This is a genomic window from Nitratiruptor sp. SB155-2, from assembly GCF_000010325.1.
GTDB lineage: Bacteria > Campylobacterota > Campylobacteria > Campylobacterales > Nitratiruptoraceae > Nitratiruptor.
The window spans coordinates 737,055-754,426 of record NC_009662.1 but is presented as its reverse complement, the minus strand read 5'-3'; the positions used below and the strand labels follow the sequence as shown (position 1 = coordinate 754,426).

The window sequence follows — 17,372 nt, the reverse complement described above, 5'->3', positions numbered from 1 at the left end:
ATCCATTATTTCCCTTTGCAAAGTCCACTGATTGGATACAAAATATCTTTGAATTTACAATAATTTACCTTTACTCCATCATCCAAATTTATGTCTATCAGATTATTGGCATATTTTTCAAGATAGTTTTTATCAAATTCATAAAGCTCTTTTAGCTTTTTTTCTATCTCTTTTATCTGCTTATCAATCTTTTTCTTTTCGCTATTTGAAATAGCACTATCTAACTGATTATATAAATACTCTTTTTGAGTATTAAGCTTTACAATTAGCTCTAAAAGATAATCGTTTCTAACTTTTGCAAAAATATCCGGATAGTATCTATGCATATAAATCAATGCTTGAAATGTTTTATTTGGGGAGGTAATCATCCAATAAATCGGTCTTTTTTTGTACCTTTGGATATGATCTTTTATAAACTCCTTATAAAAATATTTTCTTATATCCATACCAAGAGCTTCTTGGATAAAATTAAGATTTTCTATCAAATGTTCTTTACCAAAAGTAATCTCTAAAAATTTTCTAAACCTTGCTACTATATCATCACTAAAATACTCATCTTCCAAAACAGGGATGATATTGTCATCATCTATTTCAAATGTAGTATTTTGAATGTCAAACTTTTCATTTGCCTCTTTTATGCTGGCTCCCATATCGGCAATGCGTAAACCTTCGTGATCTAAAGAATATCGTCCAAACATCACACCAACTGCATAAGAGATAAATTGCTTTATAATCTCATCTTTATTAAATTCAAGTTCACCATTTACTATTTTTGCTTCTTTTTTAAGTATCGTTATATCTTCTAAAGGCACATCAGGGGTTAGCTCATCTTGCAATTCATAAATATTGATAAAAAGTCTGTTTAACTCTTCTTCATTTTGATGAAGTTTATAAAACTTCTCTCTCCAAAACTCACAATAATTTTCATAGGCTGTTTCAATCTTTCCATCGGTTTTATGTTTTAAAAGCTCATTTTTAGTAAAATCCCACGATGTTTCTCTGCTGTCCCACTCTTCTTTTGAGATGTCTATACACTCCTCAGTTAGTTGGTCGATTTTTTGTTTTGTTTGTTCGGATTTTGGGAAGATTATGGGTAGTTTTGCTATATTTCCTGTTTGAAAATTTAATGTAGGATTTATATTTTTTAAAAAATAAAAAGATATTTTGGTATTAAAAAATGCTCCAAAATAATAGAAATATTCTTTTTTATTGGGAAACATCGAAGAGCCACCAACATCAAACATAAATCCTTTTTCTTTAAATCTTATTCCAAAATTAGAAGAACTAACAAATGACCAAGTTATAGATTCTTTAAAATGATAATCCATTCCACATAAATATCTTGACCAATGACCCCCTTTGTTTCTTATAACTGCAAATTTTTTAATTTTTTCTCCATCATTTTCCCAATTTATGAGATATTCATTGTTACCATACCATTTTTGAAATTCCCCACCTTTGTTATAAGGAAACCATTTTTTCATTGAATTTTTTGCTTCAAAAAAATTTGAAATATTAAATCCAATTTTATAATATTCAATTTCATACCATAGTTTTAAAAAATTATCATTGTCCCCTGTATTTATACCATTACTGAATTTTGCATTATTTAACAGCTTCTCACTTTTCTCAAAAATCTCCCTAACCCTATCACTCACCCAATACGCAATAGGAGCTCCTGGAATCTTAAAAAAAACCTCCTGTTTTGCAATAAACCTATTTTTTGGATCAAAAAAACCTCTCTCTTTCTCTTCACTACTTTTATAATTCGTTAATCTTATAAATATCGGCATTTATTTATTATCCTTTTTTAACTTTTTTAATTCTCTAAATTTTTTTGCTTTATTTATTAAATTTAAATAAGAATACTTTTCAGATACTAATATTGGGTAAGTCGAATAGACTAAATTTATAAAGGCTGACCAGTTCTTATCTTTGGTAATATCTATAATTTTGTTTATTACCTGCTTTTCATGATCATTGATATTTGGATTGTAATTATTTTCAATATTTTCAATTATTTTTTTGTTATTTCCAAAAAAATTAGTTGTATGTTTTATTTTAAATAATTTTGGATTTTTTTTAATTTCATCCAATACATCCCATACAAATGGTCCATAATTATCAAAATACCATTTTATATTAGAAATTTGTTTGTTATAGTGAATTGCAGAATACCAGTCTATTAAATAAATTAATTTTGTTAATCTTGCATTTGAGAGATGTTTTTTATTTGGATACTTTTTTAAAATATAATATATAATATCTTTAAGTGTAGCCATTTATAGCTCCTCTTCAATATCTTTAACTTTTGAAGGCTTAGGAATATGTAATGACCCCTTACTTTCTGCACACCTAAGCCACTAAACGAAACACTTCCGCAGGTGTTTTGTACTGCAGCGCTGAATGTTTTCGTTTTTGGTTGTAAAAATTGATCCATTCTCCAATGATTTTGTTTGCCTCCTTGAGTGATTTGAAATTGTAGTGCCAGATACACTCTTCCTTTATGGTTCGGAAAAATCTCTCAATCATGCCATTCTGTTCAGGAGTATAGGGAGTGATAAATTCCTGAGTAAAATTGTAATCTTGAGCTGTTTTGGTGAACGATTTACTGCTAAATACTAGGCCGTTATCGCTTCGAAGGATAATTGGCTCTTGTAGTCGTTTGAGTTTTCCAAAGCGATAGATTAGACCTTCTTGCAAAACTGCCTCTGCTGTTGTTGCTTTACCGCTTTTAGAAAGTCTCCATCCAACGATTTCTCTTGTATAAGTATCAATCACACAAGCCAAAGTACTCCAGCCATCACCGCTACTGTATACACGGGTCATATCAATGGCCCATCTTTGATTGGGATAGTGTGAACGCGAAGGCATCATTTTGGCTCTTGCCCTATGGCCTTTGGAACGCTTTCTTACCTGCCAACTTTTTAGTTGCAGAATGCGCTGCACCGCTTTTTTGTTCATCCCAAGCAGCAAAGCTAAACGACGATAGCCATACGTTGGAAACTTTTCAATCATCTCTTTGACTTTTTTAACACGCCCCTCATCTAGTTTTTGCATTCTTTTAATTGGTTTATAATAAAAGCTCCTGCGTGGAAGATCAAAAAGAGAACAAAGCTTTGTGATGCTGATTGAGTAACCTTCATTTCTCATCTCGCTCTGAACTTGCATCACTTCTTCTCTTTTCCGAACAGAGCGTCGTACTTTTTTAATGCGATATTCTCCAATGTCAATTCACCTATAACTGCCTTCATATCTTTTATCTTCTCTTCATACATGGCAGCTATATCTTTAGGTCTGGCTCGAAGCTGATTCTCCATCCCTCTGCAAGCCTCTTCCATCCACTCCTCTATTGCTCCAGGTGTCAAATCATACTTTCTCGCAACTTCAGATACTGTTGTTTTACCTTGAAAAATATCCATGACTATGGAAGCTTTCTTCTTTGCTGTAAAGCGCTTTATCTCTTCTTGGTTTTTATTTAATTTCTCCATTGCTGACCCTTTTATCTTTCACTCTTTATGTATTATATCTTGTGCAGTTATTCTGGGGGTCAGTATAGGAGTTCTTTATTATTCAAATCATTAAAGGTTTTATTTATTATTACAATACCCGTAGTAAAGTAATTTCTTGCAAAAAATTTTTTCTTATAAAATAGGCTGTTTATTCCATTTAATGGATAATCAAATTCAATTTCATTGGGACCGCGTCTTTCTTTAAATCCACTTATAAGTTCACTTATTTGCAAAACTGTTTCTACTATATATATGTCACTAATTTTTATTGCATTCAAAATATTTTCATGTGAGAAATTAGGTCTTATGATAGGGTCAAAAGTTATAGGCTGGGTAGTATAATATTTTTCTTTTCTTACTTCAATTGTTTTTTTGTAGTGATCTATATTGTAAACCCTATATGGCTTTTTATAATAATAAACAGCTCCCGGATAAGCTTCTCTCATAACTTGTGAATAAGACAATGTTCCTAAATGTTTTATATTTGGACCAGACCTATAAACTACTTTATACTGATCATCAATGTCTCTTAAAGGGAAAAAATGATTAGGGTCATCACCACATTGAGATTTCATAATTTGAAACTCTGTTGATATTTCACCAGCTATTTCTTTTTTACAAAGTTCTATGAAAGATTTAGGAAAATTTATTTTAGTTTCATAAACTTTTATTCCACAGTTTCTTGGTTGACAAACTTGATCATGCTCACCATTTTCTCTTGCCAAACATAAAACATGAATATATTCAATTCGATGATTTTCTAAATATAATGCACTCTCTTGAAATGGGATATTAAAAAAGTCTATTTTATTAGAAAAAACTGCATTGCTAATAGAGGAACCATCATTTATAACTATAATAGTACCTTTTTTTTGCCTTCCTACTCTTCCTATTCTTTGATATAAACTTGTTGCAGAATCTGGAATTCCGATTAATATCACGATATCTAAATGCAGAATATCAATACCAGCCTCTAAAGCACTAGTACTTATTATGCCTCTTAAAGTTCCATTATTTAATTTATTTTGAATGTTATGTCTATCCTCTTCCTCATAGCCAGATCTATAAGGACATATGGAATTGTCTTTTTCAATCATTTCCTCTAAATAACTATTAACATTTTCATCTTCACTATTTTTTTCTAATAATTTTCAAGAACTAATAGTTGCGATATATTCAGTCTGTTTTCTACTATCAACAAATGTAATAAAGTTTTTATCTGTCTCTTTTATAATATAGGCAAATAATTCACTCAATACATTTAATAAATCTTGAGTTGAAGATTTTTCAACTAACAATATTTCTTTTTCATACTCAGGCGATGTATCAAATTTTTCATCGATGATTTCAAAATCAATACCGCACAATATATTTAAGTGTTGTTTTGGATCCTTAATAGTTGCCGAAGCAACAATATATTGAGGTACATTATTTTTTAGAAGGGATACAATATGATTTATTCTTCGGAATACATAAGCGCTATTACTTTCAAATACTCCGGAATATAAATGTGCTTCATCTATTACAACAAGATTAAGATTTGCAAAAAAGTTGGTAACATTTTTATCTGATAAATTATCTAATAGCCATGCATGAATAACATCTGGAGTAAAAATTATTATATTTGAGTTTTTAAGAATATTAATTCTTTCTGATATATCCACAGAACCATCTATACGTCCTACTTTTAAAATATCGCTAATTTTTGAAAATTTCTCATATTGTTCATTTGAAAGTGCTTTTAAAGGATAGATAGCCATAATTTTACTATTAATATTTTTATGAATTGTTTCAAGAGAGCAGACCTGAAATATTAAAGATTTACCCGAAGCTGTGGATGTTGTAATGCATATATTTTGTTTTTTTTGAAATAACTCAATAGCTTTTTTTTGATGGCCATATATACCTTTTGAAAAGTTTTTCTTTAAATACAGTTCTGTCTCATTGCTAAGATTCAAATCGCTTATACTGAAATATTCTCCTTTTTTAGCTTCTTTAACTAATTTCTTAACTATTTTCCAATTATCATGTGCATCAAAAAAATTTTCCATAACTTTTTCCAAAATAATTTATTTAGTATTTTATCCAAAAAAATTATAATATTCTCAAAAGATATGACATGTTAAACACTTATGTTGTTTCAAACTAATATTAAAAATATTTAAATTATTTTTAATAGCGTAAATAATGTTCACTTATGGATTTGATGCTTTATTTCCACAAAACGCCTTGAAGAGCTTCTTGATAGATATAGCCATATTTTTGATATCTTTTTTCTATTTTGTGAGAAAGTCCAACGAAAAATCATGAGATTATGGAGTCAAATTAAACTATGCAAAGTTTTTTTGAATACAAATAAATTTTATTTGCATAGTAAAGTTTAAAAAATTTTTTCAACTCTTCCATCATCAAAGAACTTTTTTGTGGCAAAAATAAATTTTTTGTAGGATTAGAGGCATCTGAATTATCTTGATTATGTGCTTTTTATATTCAACAAAGAAGGAACATAATTTCAAATAAAAAACTTTTTTTAGCTAATAAGTAAACTTGACAATTATGGCATACTTGTCATGCCATAATTGCTAATTGCTATATAATATGTTTCTTACCGGCTAACTTAGATTATGCAATTCTTTTTATTTAATGATCATGATCATTGTCACATTTCGTTCGATGACTGTTTCTTAATTTACTTTAGAGGCGATATAGTAAAAAGATATCACGATTATACAAACTCATATAAACATGACATCTTGATCCTATTTTTTACATTGCGGCTTGCACACCTACTTGATGGTACTCGAAACCATATTCTTTGAGTTTTTCTTTGTTATATTGGTTTCTTCCATCAAAAATGAGAGGATTTTTGAGTCGCTTTTGCATCTCTATAAAATCTGGGCTGCGAAACTCTTTCCATTCAGTAACTAGAATCATTGCATCTGCATCATTTAACGCATCATATTTATTATCGCAATATTCAATATTAGAAATACCTTTAAGCCAAAAATTTTTTGCTTCTTCCATCGCTTTTGGATCATAGGCTTTGATTTTGGCACCACGGCTTGTCAACTCTTTAACAATCGTTATCGATGGAGCTTCTCTCATATCATCTGTTTCCGGTTTAAAACTGAGACCCCATAACGCAAAGGTTTTCCCTTGCAAATCTTCTCCAAATCTTTGAAGAATTTTGTTTAGAAAATAGACTCTTTGCTCTTTGTTGACAGCCTCTACAGCTTTGATGATTTTTGGCTCCACTCCAGCATCTATAGCAATCTTCTCAAGCGCTTTCACATCTTTTGGAAAACAACTTCCACCATATCCGACACCTGGGTAGATAAAGCTATAACCGATACGGCTATCGCTTCCTATGCCGACACGCACTTTGTTGATATCAGCACCTACCGCTTCAGCTATCTTAGCCATCTCATTCATAAAGCTGATTTTTGTAGCAAGCATGGCATTAGCTGCATATTTTGTGAGCTCTGCACTTCGTATATCCATAGCGATAAATCGCTCATGATTTCTTGTAAATGGAGCATATAACTCTTTAAGAATCTGCATGCTCTTCTCTTTATCTGCTCCAATGACCACACGATCCGGTTTCATAAAATCATTGACCGCATCACCTTCTTTCAAAAACTCCGGATTGCTCACTACATCGAATTCCATAAGTTCTTGATATTCGCCTTCTGTGATCTCACCGTTTTCAAGACGATTTTTGAGTTCATTTTGGATCGTCGCTCGTACCTTATCGGCAGTTCCCACAGGCACGGTAGATTTATCCACCACAATCAACGGATGGGTCATATATTTTCCGATATCTTTTGCCACAGCCAAAACATACTGCAAATCGGCACTCCCATCTTCACCCTGTGGCGTTCCCACTGCGATAAACACGATATCACTTCTTTTTAATGCATCTTTGATATCAGTGGTAAAGTGCAAAGTCCCTATTTTGAAATTTTCTTTGACTATCTCTTCAAGACCCGGTTCATAAATGGGAATGATACCTTTTTTGAGTTTTTCAATTTTTTCTTCATCGATATCGACACAAATGACACTGTTTCCCATCTGTGCCATACAAGCCCCAGTTACGAGCCCTACATATCCTGTACCAATGATTGATAATCGCATAGCTTCCTTTCTATAAAAGTGTTCGTATCTGCATAGCAAACCACAATATCATGAGATTCAGTACAAAAATGGCCATACTACTTCCTCGAGACAGAAGAAGTTGGAGTTTCGTCCGCTCTTTTCCATTTGTCTTGAATGCAATATACATATGGACAATAGTTGCAATTGTAATGAGCGCAACAAGTATGAGCTTATATTGAAGCAAAAACGCAAGTCTTTTCACTTCGCCATTAAATACATTTTGCAGTCCCATATGAAAAAACATCCACAAACCAGTAATGATCAGGATTGTCAACCAAACACTTTCAACATATCCATAGATGGGACCGACATGGAAATAGACCTTTTTTTGTGCCTCTTTATCACGTAGAAAGATTCCAAGAGCAAAGAGAAAAACACTTCCTCCAATCCAAACAGTAGCAGCCAATAGATGAAGATATAAGATGAAATCGAACATTATGATTTTGGATATCTCCAAGATCTTGGTTTTCCACTATCGATGTGGATAAAACCTGATTTTGGATAGTATCCCACACCCCCTTTATGTAGTGATAAAGCAGTATTTCGAACGTGATGAAGCGAAATTCCAGGTATTCGAAAATCGATCGCTTTTCCAAAAAGATGATAACTTTGTTTTGCGACACCTCCACCATGATGGCGTAGGTACTCATTTGTAGATGGAGATCGATATGCTGAGAGGACATGTATCTCACGATCATGAGAACATTTTTTCGATACATCATAAAGATATTCGATAACTTTTATATCGATTGGATGTATTTCATCATTTCTAAAATCTCGAAGAAAATATTGTAAACTCTCGATCTCTTCTGGAATATACTCTCCGTCAAGCCAAAATGTTACCTTCCGTCTTTCACCGGTATGGACATGGTACAGTTGGAGCACTTTTTCATATTGGGCAGCTTTCGCAAATGAAGGGATAAGTATCGAGACACTAAATAGTGAACTTTTTTTCAAAAAATCTCTTCTATCCATCGACCCTCCTCTTAGTGCAAAATTGTAACATAATCTTTTATTTTTCTATCCAATTGATAGATGTCCGGATAGAAATAGATGTTGCCATCATCTTCTTTCATGACAGTTATATACATCAAATAAACAGGAAATTTTGGATGGATCCGTACTTTTTTTGTTTGATGGTCCCACAATCTATCAAAGATTTCTCGGTAACTTAAAGTTCCTTCAACAAGATGGAACAGTTCGATAGGTTTTTCTACTCGAACACATCCAGAACTCAGTGCGCGATATGAGTATCTAAACAGATCTCTTGCATTGGTATCATGCAAGTATACATCATACTTATTTGGAAACATCAGTTTCACGAAACCAAGAAAGTTTTTCGGTCCAGGTTTTTGCAGAAAAACAATGGGGAAAGTGGACAAATCTATAGCATCCCAATAAATCAAATCAAAAGGAATTGTCTCATTTGCATATCGATCCAAGGAAGCGATGATCCCCTCTTTTTCAAGCTCTTCAAATTTTCCGGCTTTCAGTTTTGGCAAAATATCCTGAGCAATAATCGTTTTTGGAGCCCTCCAGTATGGATTGAGAACTGCATAAGAGATCTCATGTCTCATTAATGGAGTTGGTCTCTCCTTTCTACCAACAATCACTTTCGAATCAAAAACCATATCCCCGTCATGCCATAAAAAAAGCCTAAATTGTGGAATATTGACGAATACATAACTCTTATCCTCTTGCAAATACCATCGCAATCGTTCGATATTGATCAAAATTTTTTCAATAATACTCTCTACACTCTCATTCAATACTTTCAATGTAGTTGGTCCAACTATGCCATCAGGTTTTAAAAAATGTCTTCTTTGAAACTCTTCTACGGCCAATTTAAGATTCTCATCATAAACTGTATCCGTCATATTTTGATCTTTAAGATATCCCTCCTGCATAAGTCGCCATCTCAGCTGGACAACTTCGTCATATTTTTTGCCAGGAAGCAAGTACGCATAATCGTTACTCAGGGTTATCACACCCCAGCCTCCACGTTTTTTGATATTTTCATACTTGTTTAAAATTTCATATAACATATCAAGATAGGGGTTTTGCAAAATATGATCGTACGATTTTTTCGTTGGAGGCAGATAATGATCTTGCAAGATCATTTCTGGCCGGTAACAGCCATTGTTCCGTATATTAAAATATTGCAACTGAAGGGCATATGCCAATTTTTCAATATCATTTTTTAAATCATCATTCGCATCAACTCTATATTCTCGCAATAACCTTTCAAGCTTTAGCAAAGGTTTTGTCAGCCTATTTTTGCATAAAAGCGTGTTATCCTTTTTGATCTGCCCAATGAGGGTATAGAGTTCCTCTTTTTCTGCTCCATTTTCGTAAAACCAGACGGATTGGAAGAGAGGGTTTGGATCAGGAGTTTTTGTTTGATTGAATTCATCGCTATTGCTCAACAACATAAGAGGAATCAGGAAAAGAAACAGGATTCTCATAAAGTTTTATATTCCTTTAAGGCAAAATTGATTAATATTTCGGAACCACAAATCGTGGCCCCATCGTCTAGCGGTTAGGACACCGCCCTTTCACGGCGGTGACGGGGGTTCGAGTCCCCCTGGGGTCGCCACTTCAACTTCAACTTTCTGGCTTTTCCTGCTCTTCAAGATCATCAAGATATTCTACCATTGGATCGTTTGGATCTTTGATTGCCTTATCCATTGTTTTATCTACATATTTTGCATCTTCGTCTCTAGGATCACTACTTGCATCTTTGAACATATGTACATCGATATGATTATGGCGTCGTATCTCTTCAAGAATCTCTTCTTGTATAGCGGCTTCCTCATCGTCAATAGCACATATCTTTGTCGCCTTCTCTTCATCTAGGAGCTTTTGTTCCAGTTCCAACTCTTTTTTCACTATCTCTTCATTTTGGATATATTTATGAAGAAGTTTCAAAACCTCAAGTTGTGCTTCTGTACTCAATTTTCCAAAATTATCCGCTACATACGCCTTCAATTCGGCGATATTGCCTGGTATTTTCATCGTTATCCTTTTTTTGTTATTCTCAAGATAGTATACACAAATTTCTTTCTAATTCCTCTTTATATTTACGAAAATCCATATGACGAACGATTTGTCCATGCTCCATGAAAAATATTTCATCAGCTTCTTGGATGGTGCTCGGCCTATGGGCAATCAAAAGCGTCGTTCGTCGACTAAAAAAATCTTTCAATGCACAAAAAAGAAGTTTTTCCGTCTCCATATCGATTGCAGAAGTTGCCTCGTCCAAAATCACGACTGCTGGATCTTGCAATATCATCCGTGCGATAGCTATTCGCTGCCTCTCTCCCCCACTTAAACGAACACCACCTTTGCCAACAACCGTCTCCAAACCATCTGGTAGCTTGGAAACCACATCATATATCTGGGCTAGTTTTAAAGCTTCCACAATTTTCAATTCATCATAGGTTTTTCCCAATGTTATATTGAATCGGATCGTATCATTAAACAGTATGGGAGTTTGAAGAATAAGTGATACGTTTTCCCGTATAGCGTCAAGACCGATCTTTGTATAACTCGTACCATTATAAAAGATATCTCCGCTATTTGGAGCATAAAAGCCAACTAACAGTCTACTCAATGTGGTTTTTCCACTCCCACTCGCTCCCACAATGGCACTTATTTTTCCAGCAGGAATGATACATGTAAGATTTTTGAGTACTGGAACATTTTCATGATAGCCAAAATATACATTTTTTAGATCGATTTGGACAGGCCTTTTAGTAAAAGGATTACTTATATGAGGATAGTTCGGCTCTTTTTTCAAAGAGAGGAGTTCATTGATTCTTTTCAGTGCCATATCGGCATTTCTTTTTGCATAGATGATATTGATAAGTTCTTGAATAGGTGTCATCATAAACCAAAGATAGCCAAATATTGCCATCATCAGGCCAATAGAAAGGTCGCTATAGGCTACCGTAACTATTCCCGCAGCCCTGAAAAGTTCAAACCCCGCTACAAAAACCAGAAAACTGATTCGAGAAGCCGCTTCACTCTTGTAGGAAAATCTTACAGATTTCTCTTTTACCTCTTTGGCATACTGAAAAAGTTTTGCAAAAAAGTGTCGTTCTTTGTTTGCAGCTCTTATCTGTTCGAATAATTCCAGAGTCTCTGTCAATGCGTTTTGAAAAATCTCTATGGAGAGATTCTCCTCTTTTTTCAGTTTTGCTACGCGTCTAGCAAGTTTACTTGAAAAAATGACCACTAATGGATTGAGTAGAATTATAAAAAGTGCCAGTTGCCAATGGATCCACAGTAGAACTATACAGACGCCTATCAGAGATAAAACACTGATCAACAGTTTACTAATACCAGAACTTAAAAAAGTGTCTATCGTTTCTATATCTGTAATAAGTCTTGAAACGATCTTCCCACTTCCCATGAGCTCAAACTCTTGCATAGCGACTTTTTGCAAGTGGGCTAAGACACGTTTTCGAATATCGTAGCTAATCGTTTTCGAAATAGATTGAAACACTTTGATTTGCCATACTTGAAGGAAAACATACACACCTCGAAGAAATAGTGTAAGAGCCAAAACGACGAGGGTATAGTATAAAGCCGAACCACTTCCAAACGTTTGATCGATAAAATGTAAAAGTTTCCCTGGTTTATTGAGCAACACCTCATCCACTAGCAAAGGCATCAACAGTGGAGTGGGAACACTGGCGAGAGTTGCCATGAGAGCTAGTATCTGACCAAAAATAAAAAGTTTTTTGTATTGAAATAGTTTTACATAAAGATCTTTTGTCCTAATCATGCGTTCAATAACTCTTCTATGGTGATTTGTGCACTCTTTGCAAGGCTTTGTATGTTGTACCCCCCTTCAAGTACGAAGGCTACAGGTTTGTCACCGCTAAAAGCCAAAATTTTTCGAACAAGTTTTCGCAAGCCATCGAAAGTGATTTGTGCAGTCGAGATGGTTTCATCTTGCATAAGGTCATAACCTGCACTGACAAGCATGATGTCAAAATCGAACCACTCCGGAAGATCATCATACAGTTTCAGCAACGTTGCATCATCACAATAATCTTCATAGGGCCTATTGCAGTTGTACCCTTTTCCTCTGCCCTCACCTATCTCCTCTTCGCTTCCTGTAAAATAGGGATAATTATTTCTTTCATGAGTACTGAAGTAAAAAACCGTGTCATCTTCATAAAAGATATCTTGCGTTCCATTGCCATGATGCACATCAAAATCGATGATCAACACCTTTTCAAAACCTCTTTTTTGTGCATATCGTGCCATAAACGCAACGTTGTTGAAAATACAAAAGCCCTGTCCGGTTCTACGCTCTGCATGGTGAGCAGGTGGACGAAGATTTAAAAAAGCTCTTTGGATTTTTCCTTCTGCAAACCCATCTACTATGGATTTAGTTGATCCAGCTGCGAAGCTGGCCACTTCATAACTTCTTGGTGTAAGCAAGGTATCTTCATTCAAGATAAACCGATATCCGTTTTCATAGGCATGTTCCACCCAATCTACATAATGGGCTTCGTGAATCTGATACAACTCTTCTTTGCTTGCCATATGGACGGGAAAAGGGATCATCGGAAAATCGTTTAAAGCGTCATCAATACTCAGCACTCGAAATCTATTTTCTATATGCTCGTCACTGCCATGCTCGCAAAAAATCGGATCAAACAGATATCCTACTTTTTTCACTCCTCACATCCTTTGATAGATATCAACCAATGCATCAACAAACCGATCACTCTCATTTGGACACCGTGCAACTTTGTACTTCTTTACCCCTATTTTTTGTGCAATCTGTGCATATTCGATATGGAGCTCAAATTCAGTTTCACTATTATCGAGAGTAAAGGAGATCGGGTACACAAGAATTTTTTTGCCTTTTAGTTCTTCAAGTTTTTCATCTAAGCCCGGCTCGAGCCACTTCACAGGTCCAAGTTTCGACTGAAATGCTAAATGGTATCCTGAAAATTTCTCTTCCAATATGGAAGTTAGTATCTTTACATGCTCTTGTACCTCTTGCAAATAGGGATCACCCTTTTCGATAATCTTTTGTGGAAGTGAATGGGCACTGAAAACCAGTTCATACTCTTTTGTATCCTCGCCATCCAACGCTTCCTCAATTCTTTCAATGATGGCTTGATTGTACAGTCTATTTTCATAAAAATTTGCTATATCATGAAATCTCGCATGATACCCCACTCCTTTTGCCATATTGTAAAAATCTTCCAGACTCGACTTTGTGGTCGTAGTTGAATAGTGGGGATAAAGTGGTATTAAAAAAACCTCACGTACATTGTGATACATAAGCTCTTTTATCGCTTCTTTGGCAAAAGGGGGCGTATAACGCATCGCTTTGGTTACGTACACATCAGGCAAGCGTTTTTGAAGTTTTGCTATCAATCTGTCTGTATAAAAATTGAGAGGGCTTTTGCCTCCGAGCTTTTCATAATTGCTTCTTGCCTCTTTTTTCCTGCCTTGGGTGATCATGTAAGCAACAAATTTTCTAAGAAGATCGTTTCGAATAGGCAGGATATTTTTATCATTGAACATGTTTCTTAAAAAAAGCTCCACCTCTTCAAGATTGTTTGGACCACCCATGTTGAGTAAAACTATCGCTTTCATCTCTTTCCTTTTTTCAAGTAACGAACAAAATATCGATCCACATCGAGCTCCCAAGGAATGGGTTCATTTTTGATCAAATGATCACTCAGTATTTTAGCCACAAAGGGACCAAAAACAAAACCTCTGCCTCCTAGGCCATTGATAATATAGACACCTTTTCGCGGTAATTGGGAAAGATCCAGCCTTTTAAAATTGGTTATACGGGGTACTTCTTTGGTATCGATCAGCTCTCCAATAATTGGGAGATGATCGTTGACGCTACTACGTATACCGCAATACATCTGTTCAATTTCGTAGGAAAACTCTCCAACCATCCTTTTCGCTTCATCAAACAAAAAGGATAGAGGTTGAGGCTTGGATGGATATTCCAGCCTTTGATGGGTTGCCCCAATAGCTACTATACCATCGATATTTGCAGAGACTGAAACCTTTTGATGGATTGAATACGGCAAAGCAAGATTTGTTCGTACATCGAATCGTACGCCGCTTGTTTTTCCAATTGTTATATAGGGTTCATCGATAAGCTGATCCCATGCCCCGGTAGCCAAGATAACCTTTTTTGCTTGCACAGGACCGACTTGAAAACAATCACCCCTTCTCTCAATAGTCGCTTCGAAAAAAAATGTATCGATATTATGTAAAAGGTATTCTAGGTATGGTTTTGCTTTGAGGACACCGGCCTTGGCAAAGAAAAAACCATTCTCTTTTTTCTCGTATTCGATATCAAGATAGTGTTCTAACCTTTCAAAAGAGTCACCCTCTTTAGGAAGTCTCAAAAGACCCGTTTGGTAAAAGTGGCGAGATTGTTCATATCGTTTGATAGTAAACCGAAATGCTTCGTTCGTCCATCGCTGAATGGGGCCGCCTTTGCCGATTCGAGGCGTAATAAACGCCCCTGCAGCACCACTGCCACCAGCGCCAATGCCACTTTGCTCTACAACTGCAACTTTTGCCCCCGCTTCTTTCAAAAAACAAGCGGTATGTGCGCCGGCACTTCCCGCCCCTATGATAAGAAAATCGTACATTACACGCTGATCTCTTTAATATCAGCTATCTCTTTAAAAGCTTTATAGATCGAAGCAATCAGATTTTTTCTGTTTTGGCGCAAACGCTCATCTTCGGCATTGACCAAGACATTATCGAAGAAAAGATCGATATCGTGTTTGAGGCCAAAAAGTGCATCTAAACGAGATTCATAATCTGGATATTCCTTTGTATAGACTTCGTTAAACCGATCCCACAGTCTTTTTTCATACTCGCTTTCAAAAAGATTTTCATCCACTGGAGTCTCTTTTGACACATCAACATCTTTGACAATGTTTGCAACTCTCTTGAAAGTGGTAAAAATATCTTTAAAATCGCTACTTTCCACAATTGTAGCCAATGCTTTAATCTTTTTGTCTATCTGAACAAGATCTCTTTCACCACTCTCAATTACGGCTTTGATAACAGATGGGTTGACATCATAAAACTGGTTGATTCTTTCGATAAAAAAGTTTTCTAGCTTGTTCGTATCAAAATCTTTATACTCACCCCTGATTTCATCAAATATCTTTGAAATATCAAAGTCAAGGTTATAGGCCAACACAATTCGTATCACGCCATTTGCTGCACGTCGTAAGCCAAAAGGATCTTTCGATCCTGTAGGAATCTTCCCTACACTAAAAAGAGCCATCAATGTATCAAGTTTTTTCGATAACGCTACGAGGGCGCTAAAAAGTGTCGAAGGGAGGTCACTCTCTTCTCCACTTGGCAAGTACTGCTCCTTGATGGCAAGAGCCACCGCCTCGTCCTCTCCTTGAGCCAAAGCGTAGTAGTAGCCCATAATTCCTTGCAATTCGGTAAATTCATATACCATTTCTGTGAGCAAATCGGCGTAACTGAGCATGATGGCCCGCTCTAACATCGCCTTTGTAACGCCAGATTCGCTAAAAAGCGCACGATAATCTTCCAAAAGATGATTGGCAATTTTGAGTTCACGCACCTCTTTATCAAAAAGTGTTCCAAGGCCGTCCATAAACACTACATTTTCGAGACCTTCAAAATCGAGTCCCTTTTTGAGATCGTTTTCCCAAAAAAAGAGGGCATCGGAAAGTCTGGCTTTTAGTACCCGCTCGTTTCCTTTGACAATAAGCGAAAAATCATCTGTATAAGCGTTGCTTACAAAAACAAATCCGTTTTGCAGTTTCCCCTCTTTATACACAGGAAAATAGCGTTGATGCTCTTTCATGCTTGTTACGATAACTTCTGGAGGAAGTTGTAAAAACTTCTCTTCAAAACTTCCTTTCAAAGCTGTTGGAAATTCCGTGATGGCTACCACCTCAGCTAGAAGCTCTTCATCTTTTTCTATGACGATTCCCTCTTTCTCTATTCCAGCAAACTCTACATCAATCTTTTCATAACGCGCTTCGGGGTAAAGAAGGACACCGCCATTTTTTAACACCTCAAAATACTCTTTTGCATTTGCTACCTGAACAGGCTCGGTAGTTACACTTCGATGCAAATAGGTATAGTTGGCAGTGGTAATACCAAAAAGCTCTGCTTTGATAAAACGTTCACCCAGATTGATGATCCCCCATCGAATTGGTCTTATGAAAGATTCTTTCAAATTTCCCCATCGCATGGATTTGCCAAAATCAAGGGATTTGAGCCACTCATATACCATCTCAGGGAGTATTTCGACAGATGGCTTGCCTGAAATCTCTTTTTTGTAATATAAAATCTCTGTTGAACCACGCTTCGTTGTAGAGAGCTCTTCCACACTTACACCGCATTTCTTCGCAAAGCCGGTTGCAGCAGGGGTTGGCTGGCCATCTTTAAATGCAATATGAAGAGGAGCTCCAAAATACTCCTGATAGGTGGTATCCTGTTTCGTTTTAAAATTTCGATGCCACAAAACCAATCTTCTTGGAGTATAGAAAAATTCGAATTCACATAAAAGACCATTGGCTTCGAGGATCTTTTCCCATTTTTTTTCAATATTTGGAAGCTCTTTTAAAAAAGGAATTGCGGGAAGCTCTTCAACGCCTATTTCTATCAGTAAAGGCTCTGTCATCATCACCCTTTTTTAGTTGCTAT

General features: G+C 35.5%; 16 protein-coding genes and 1 tRNA gene. 1 reads left to right on the top strand and 16 read right to left on the bottom strand.

Going from position 1 to position 17,372, the window contains the following annotated elements; all coding sequences use genetic code 11:
- Nucleotides 1-5 precede the first annotated feature (5 nt).
- The 10 genes from pglX to NIS_RS04045 form a co-directional block, all read right to left on the bottom strand.
- Nucleotides 6-1,793: a BREX-1 system adenine-specific DNA-methyltransferase PglX gene (pglX, locus tag NIS_RS04090; RefSeq protein WP_050724134.1), complete on the bottom strand. Its 1,788-nt coding sequence runs from the start codon at nt 1,791-1,793 to the stop codon at nt 6-8.
- Entirely contained in the window at nt 1,794-2,282 is a 489-nt protein-coding gene (locus tag NIS_RS04085; protein ID WP_012082121.1) for a Panacea domain-containing protein, read from the bottom strand.
- Nucleotides 2,283-2,355: 73 nt separating this feature from the next.
- Nucleotides 2,356-3,153, bottom strand: a complete 798-nt coding sequence (locus NIS_RS04080) for an IS3 family transposase (protein ID WP_231852974.1) — start codon at nt 3,151-3,153, stop codon at nt 2,356-2,358.
- 17 nt (nt 3,154-3,170) lie between these two features.
- Nucleotides 3,171-3,491 carry a transposase gene (locus tag NIS_RS04075; RefSeq protein WP_012082119.1) on the bottom strand — a complete coding sequence of 107 codons (321 nt, stop codon included), beginning with the start codon at nt 3,489-3,491 and terminating at the stop codon, nt 3,171-3,173.
- A 59-nt stretch (nt 3,492-3,550) separates the two neighbouring features.
- On the bottom strand, nt 3,551-4,609 hold the full coding sequence (locus tag NIS_RS04070) for a helicase-related protein (RefSeq protein WP_041354013.1): 1,059 nt from the start codon (nt 4,607-4,609) through the stop codon (nt 3,551-3,553).
- A 54-nt stretch (nt 4,610-4,663) separates the two neighbouring features.
- Complete coding sequence (locus NIS_RS04065; RefSeq protein WP_041354012.1) at nt 4,664-5,563, bottom strand: DEAD/DEAH box helicase; 900 nt, start codon at nt 5,561-5,563, stop codon at nt 4,664-4,666.
- A gap of 715 nt (nt 5,564-6,278) precedes the next feature.
- Nucleotides 6,279-7,646, bottom strand: a complete 1,368-nt coding sequence (locus tag NIS_RS04060) for a UDP-glucose dehydrogenase family protein (RefSeq protein WP_012082118.1) — start codon at nt 7,644-7,646, stop codon at nt 6,279-6,281.
- A 10-nt stretch (nt 7,647-7,656) separates the two neighbouring features.
- The gene (locus NIS_RS04055) at nt 7,657-8,103 is read right to left on the bottom strand and encodes a hypothetical protein (protein WP_012082117.1); all 447 of its coding nucleotides are present in this window, start codon (nt 8,101-8,103) and stop codon (nt 7,657-7,659) included.
- Nucleotides 8,103-8,642, bottom strand: coding sequence for a YcbK family protein (locus NIS_RS04050; RefSeq protein WP_012082116.1), 540 nt, complete (start codon nt 8,640-8,642; stop codon nt 8,103-8,105). Before NIS_RS04050 ends, NIS_RS04055 begins: the two co-directional genes overlap by 1 nt.
- 11 nt (nt 8,643-8,653) lie before the next feature.
- Entirely contained in the window at nt 8,654-10,132 is a 1,479-nt protein-coding gene (locus tag NIS_RS04045; protein WP_012082115.1) for a L,D-transpeptidase family protein, read from the bottom strand.
- A gap of 56 nt (nt 10,133-10,188) precedes the next feature.
- Between NIS_RS04045 and NIS_RS04040 the strand changes: the two genes are divergently transcribed.
- Nucleotides 10,189-10,263: transfer RNA gene (locus tag NIS_RS04040), tRNA-Glu, on the top strand.
- 8 nt (nt 10,264-10,271) lie between these two features.
- Here the strand turns inward: NIS_RS04040 and NIS_RS04035 are convergent.
- The 6 genes from NIS_RS04035 to glyS are packed head-to-tail and all read right to left on the bottom strand — an operon-like array spanning nt 10,272 to nt 17,349.
- The gene (locus NIS_RS04035; protein WP_012082114.1) at nt 10,272-10,682 is read right to left on the bottom strand and encodes a hypothetical protein; all 411 of its coding nucleotides are present in this window, start codon (nt 10,680-10,682) and stop codon (nt 10,272-10,274) included.
- 22 nt (nt 10,683-10,704) lie between these two features.
- Nucleotides 10,705-12,456, bottom strand: a complete 1,752-nt coding sequence (locus NIS_RS04030; protein WP_012082113.1) for an ABC transporter ATP-binding protein — start codon at nt 12,454-12,456, stop codon at nt 10,705-10,707.
- Entirely contained in the window at nt 12,453-13,361 is a 909-nt protein-coding gene (locus NIS_RS04025) for a histone deacetylase family protein (RefSeq protein ID WP_012082112.1), read from the bottom strand. Before NIS_RS04025 ends, NIS_RS04030 begins: the two co-directional genes overlap by 4 nt.
- 3 nt (nt 13,362-13,364) lie before the next feature.
- The gene (gene hemH / locus NIS_RS04020) at nt 13,365-14,294 is read right to left on the bottom strand and encodes a ferrochelatase (RefSeq protein WP_012082111.1); all 930 of its coding nucleotides are present in this window, start codon (nt 14,292-14,294) and stop codon (nt 13,365-13,367) included.
- Nucleotides 14,291-15,319, bottom strand: a complete 1,029-nt coding sequence (locus tag NIS_RS04015) for an NAD(P)/FAD-dependent oxidoreductase (protein WP_012082110.1) — start codon at nt 15,317-15,319, stop codon at nt 14,291-14,293. The genes hemH and NIS_RS04015 overlap by 4 nt, the downstream gene beginning before the upstream one ends.
- The gene (gene glyS / locus NIS_RS04010) at nt 15,319-17,349 is read right to left on the bottom strand and encodes a glycine--tRNA ligase subunit beta (RefSeq protein WP_041354011.1); all 2,031 of its coding nucleotides are present in this window, start codon (nt 17,347-17,349) and stop codon (nt 15,319-15,321) included. The genes NIS_RS04015 and glyS overlap by 1 nt, the downstream gene beginning before the upstream one ends.
- Nucleotides 17,350-17,372: the final 23 nt, after the last annotated feature.

What these genes read in the sequence shown, in the direction of transcription:
- pglX (WP_050724134.1), bottom strand. Translation starts at nt 1,793, where the DNA reads ATGCCGATATTTATAAGATTAACGAATTATAAAAGTAGTGAAGAGAAA.
- NIS_RS04060 (WP_012082118.1), bottom strand. Translation starts at nt 7,646, where the DNA reads ATGCGATTATCAATCATTGGTACAGGATATGTAGGGCTCGTAACTGGG.
- NIS_RS04045 (WP_012082115.1), bottom strand. Translation starts at nt 10,132, where the DNA reads ATGAGAATCCTGTTTCTTTTCCTGATTCCTCTTATGTTGTTGAGCAAT.
- NIS_RS04065 (WP_041354012.1), bottom strand. Translation starts at nt 5,563, where the DNA reads ATGGAAAATTTTTTTGATGCACATGATAATTGGAAAATAGTTAAGAAA.
- NIS_RS04035 (WP_012082114.1), bottom strand. Translation starts at nt 10,682, where the DNA reads ATGAAAATACCAGGCAATATCGCCGAATTGAAGGCGTATGTAGCGGAT.
- NIS_RS04050 (WP_012082116.1), bottom strand. Translation starts at nt 8,642, where the DNA reads ATGGATAGAAGAGATTTTTTGAAAAAAAGTTCACTATTTAGTGTCTCG.
- NIS_RS04030 (WP_012082113.1), bottom strand. Translation starts at nt 12,456, where the DNA reads ATGATTAGGACAAAAGATCTTTATGTAAAACTATTTCAATACAAAAAA.
- glyS (WP_041354011.1), bottom strand. Translation starts at nt 17,349, where the DNA reads ATGACAGAGCCTTTACTGATAGAAATAGGCGTTGAAGAGCTTCCCGCA.
- NIS_RS04070 (WP_041354013.1), bottom strand. Translation starts at nt 4,609, where the DNA reads ATGATTGAAAAAGACAATTCCATATGTCCTTATAGATCTGGCTATGAG.
- NIS_RS04080 (WP_231852974.1), bottom strand. Translation starts at nt 3,153, where the DNA reads ATGAGAAATGAAGGTTACTCAATCAGCATCACAAAGCTTTGTTCTCTT.
- NIS_RS04085 (WP_012082121.1), bottom strand. Translation starts at nt 2,282, where the DNA reads ATGGCTACACTTAAAGATATTATATATTATATTTTAAAAAAGTATCCA.
- hemH (WP_012082111.1), bottom strand. Translation starts at nt 14,294, where the DNA reads ATGAAAGCGATAGTTTTACTCAACATGGGTGGTCCAAACAATCTTGAA.
- NIS_RS04055 (WP_012082117.1), bottom strand. Translation starts at nt 8,103, where the DNA reads ATGTTCGATTTCATCTTATATCTTCATCTATTGGCTGCTACTGTTTGG.
- NIS_RS04015 (WP_012082110.1), bottom strand. Translation starts at nt 15,319, where the DNA reads ATGTACGATTTTCTTATCATAGGGGCGGGAAGTGCCGGCGCACATACC.
- NIS_RS04075 (WP_012082119.1), bottom strand. Translation starts at nt 3,491, where the DNA reads ATGGAGAAATTAAATAAAAACCAAGAAGAGATAAAGCGCTTTACAGCA.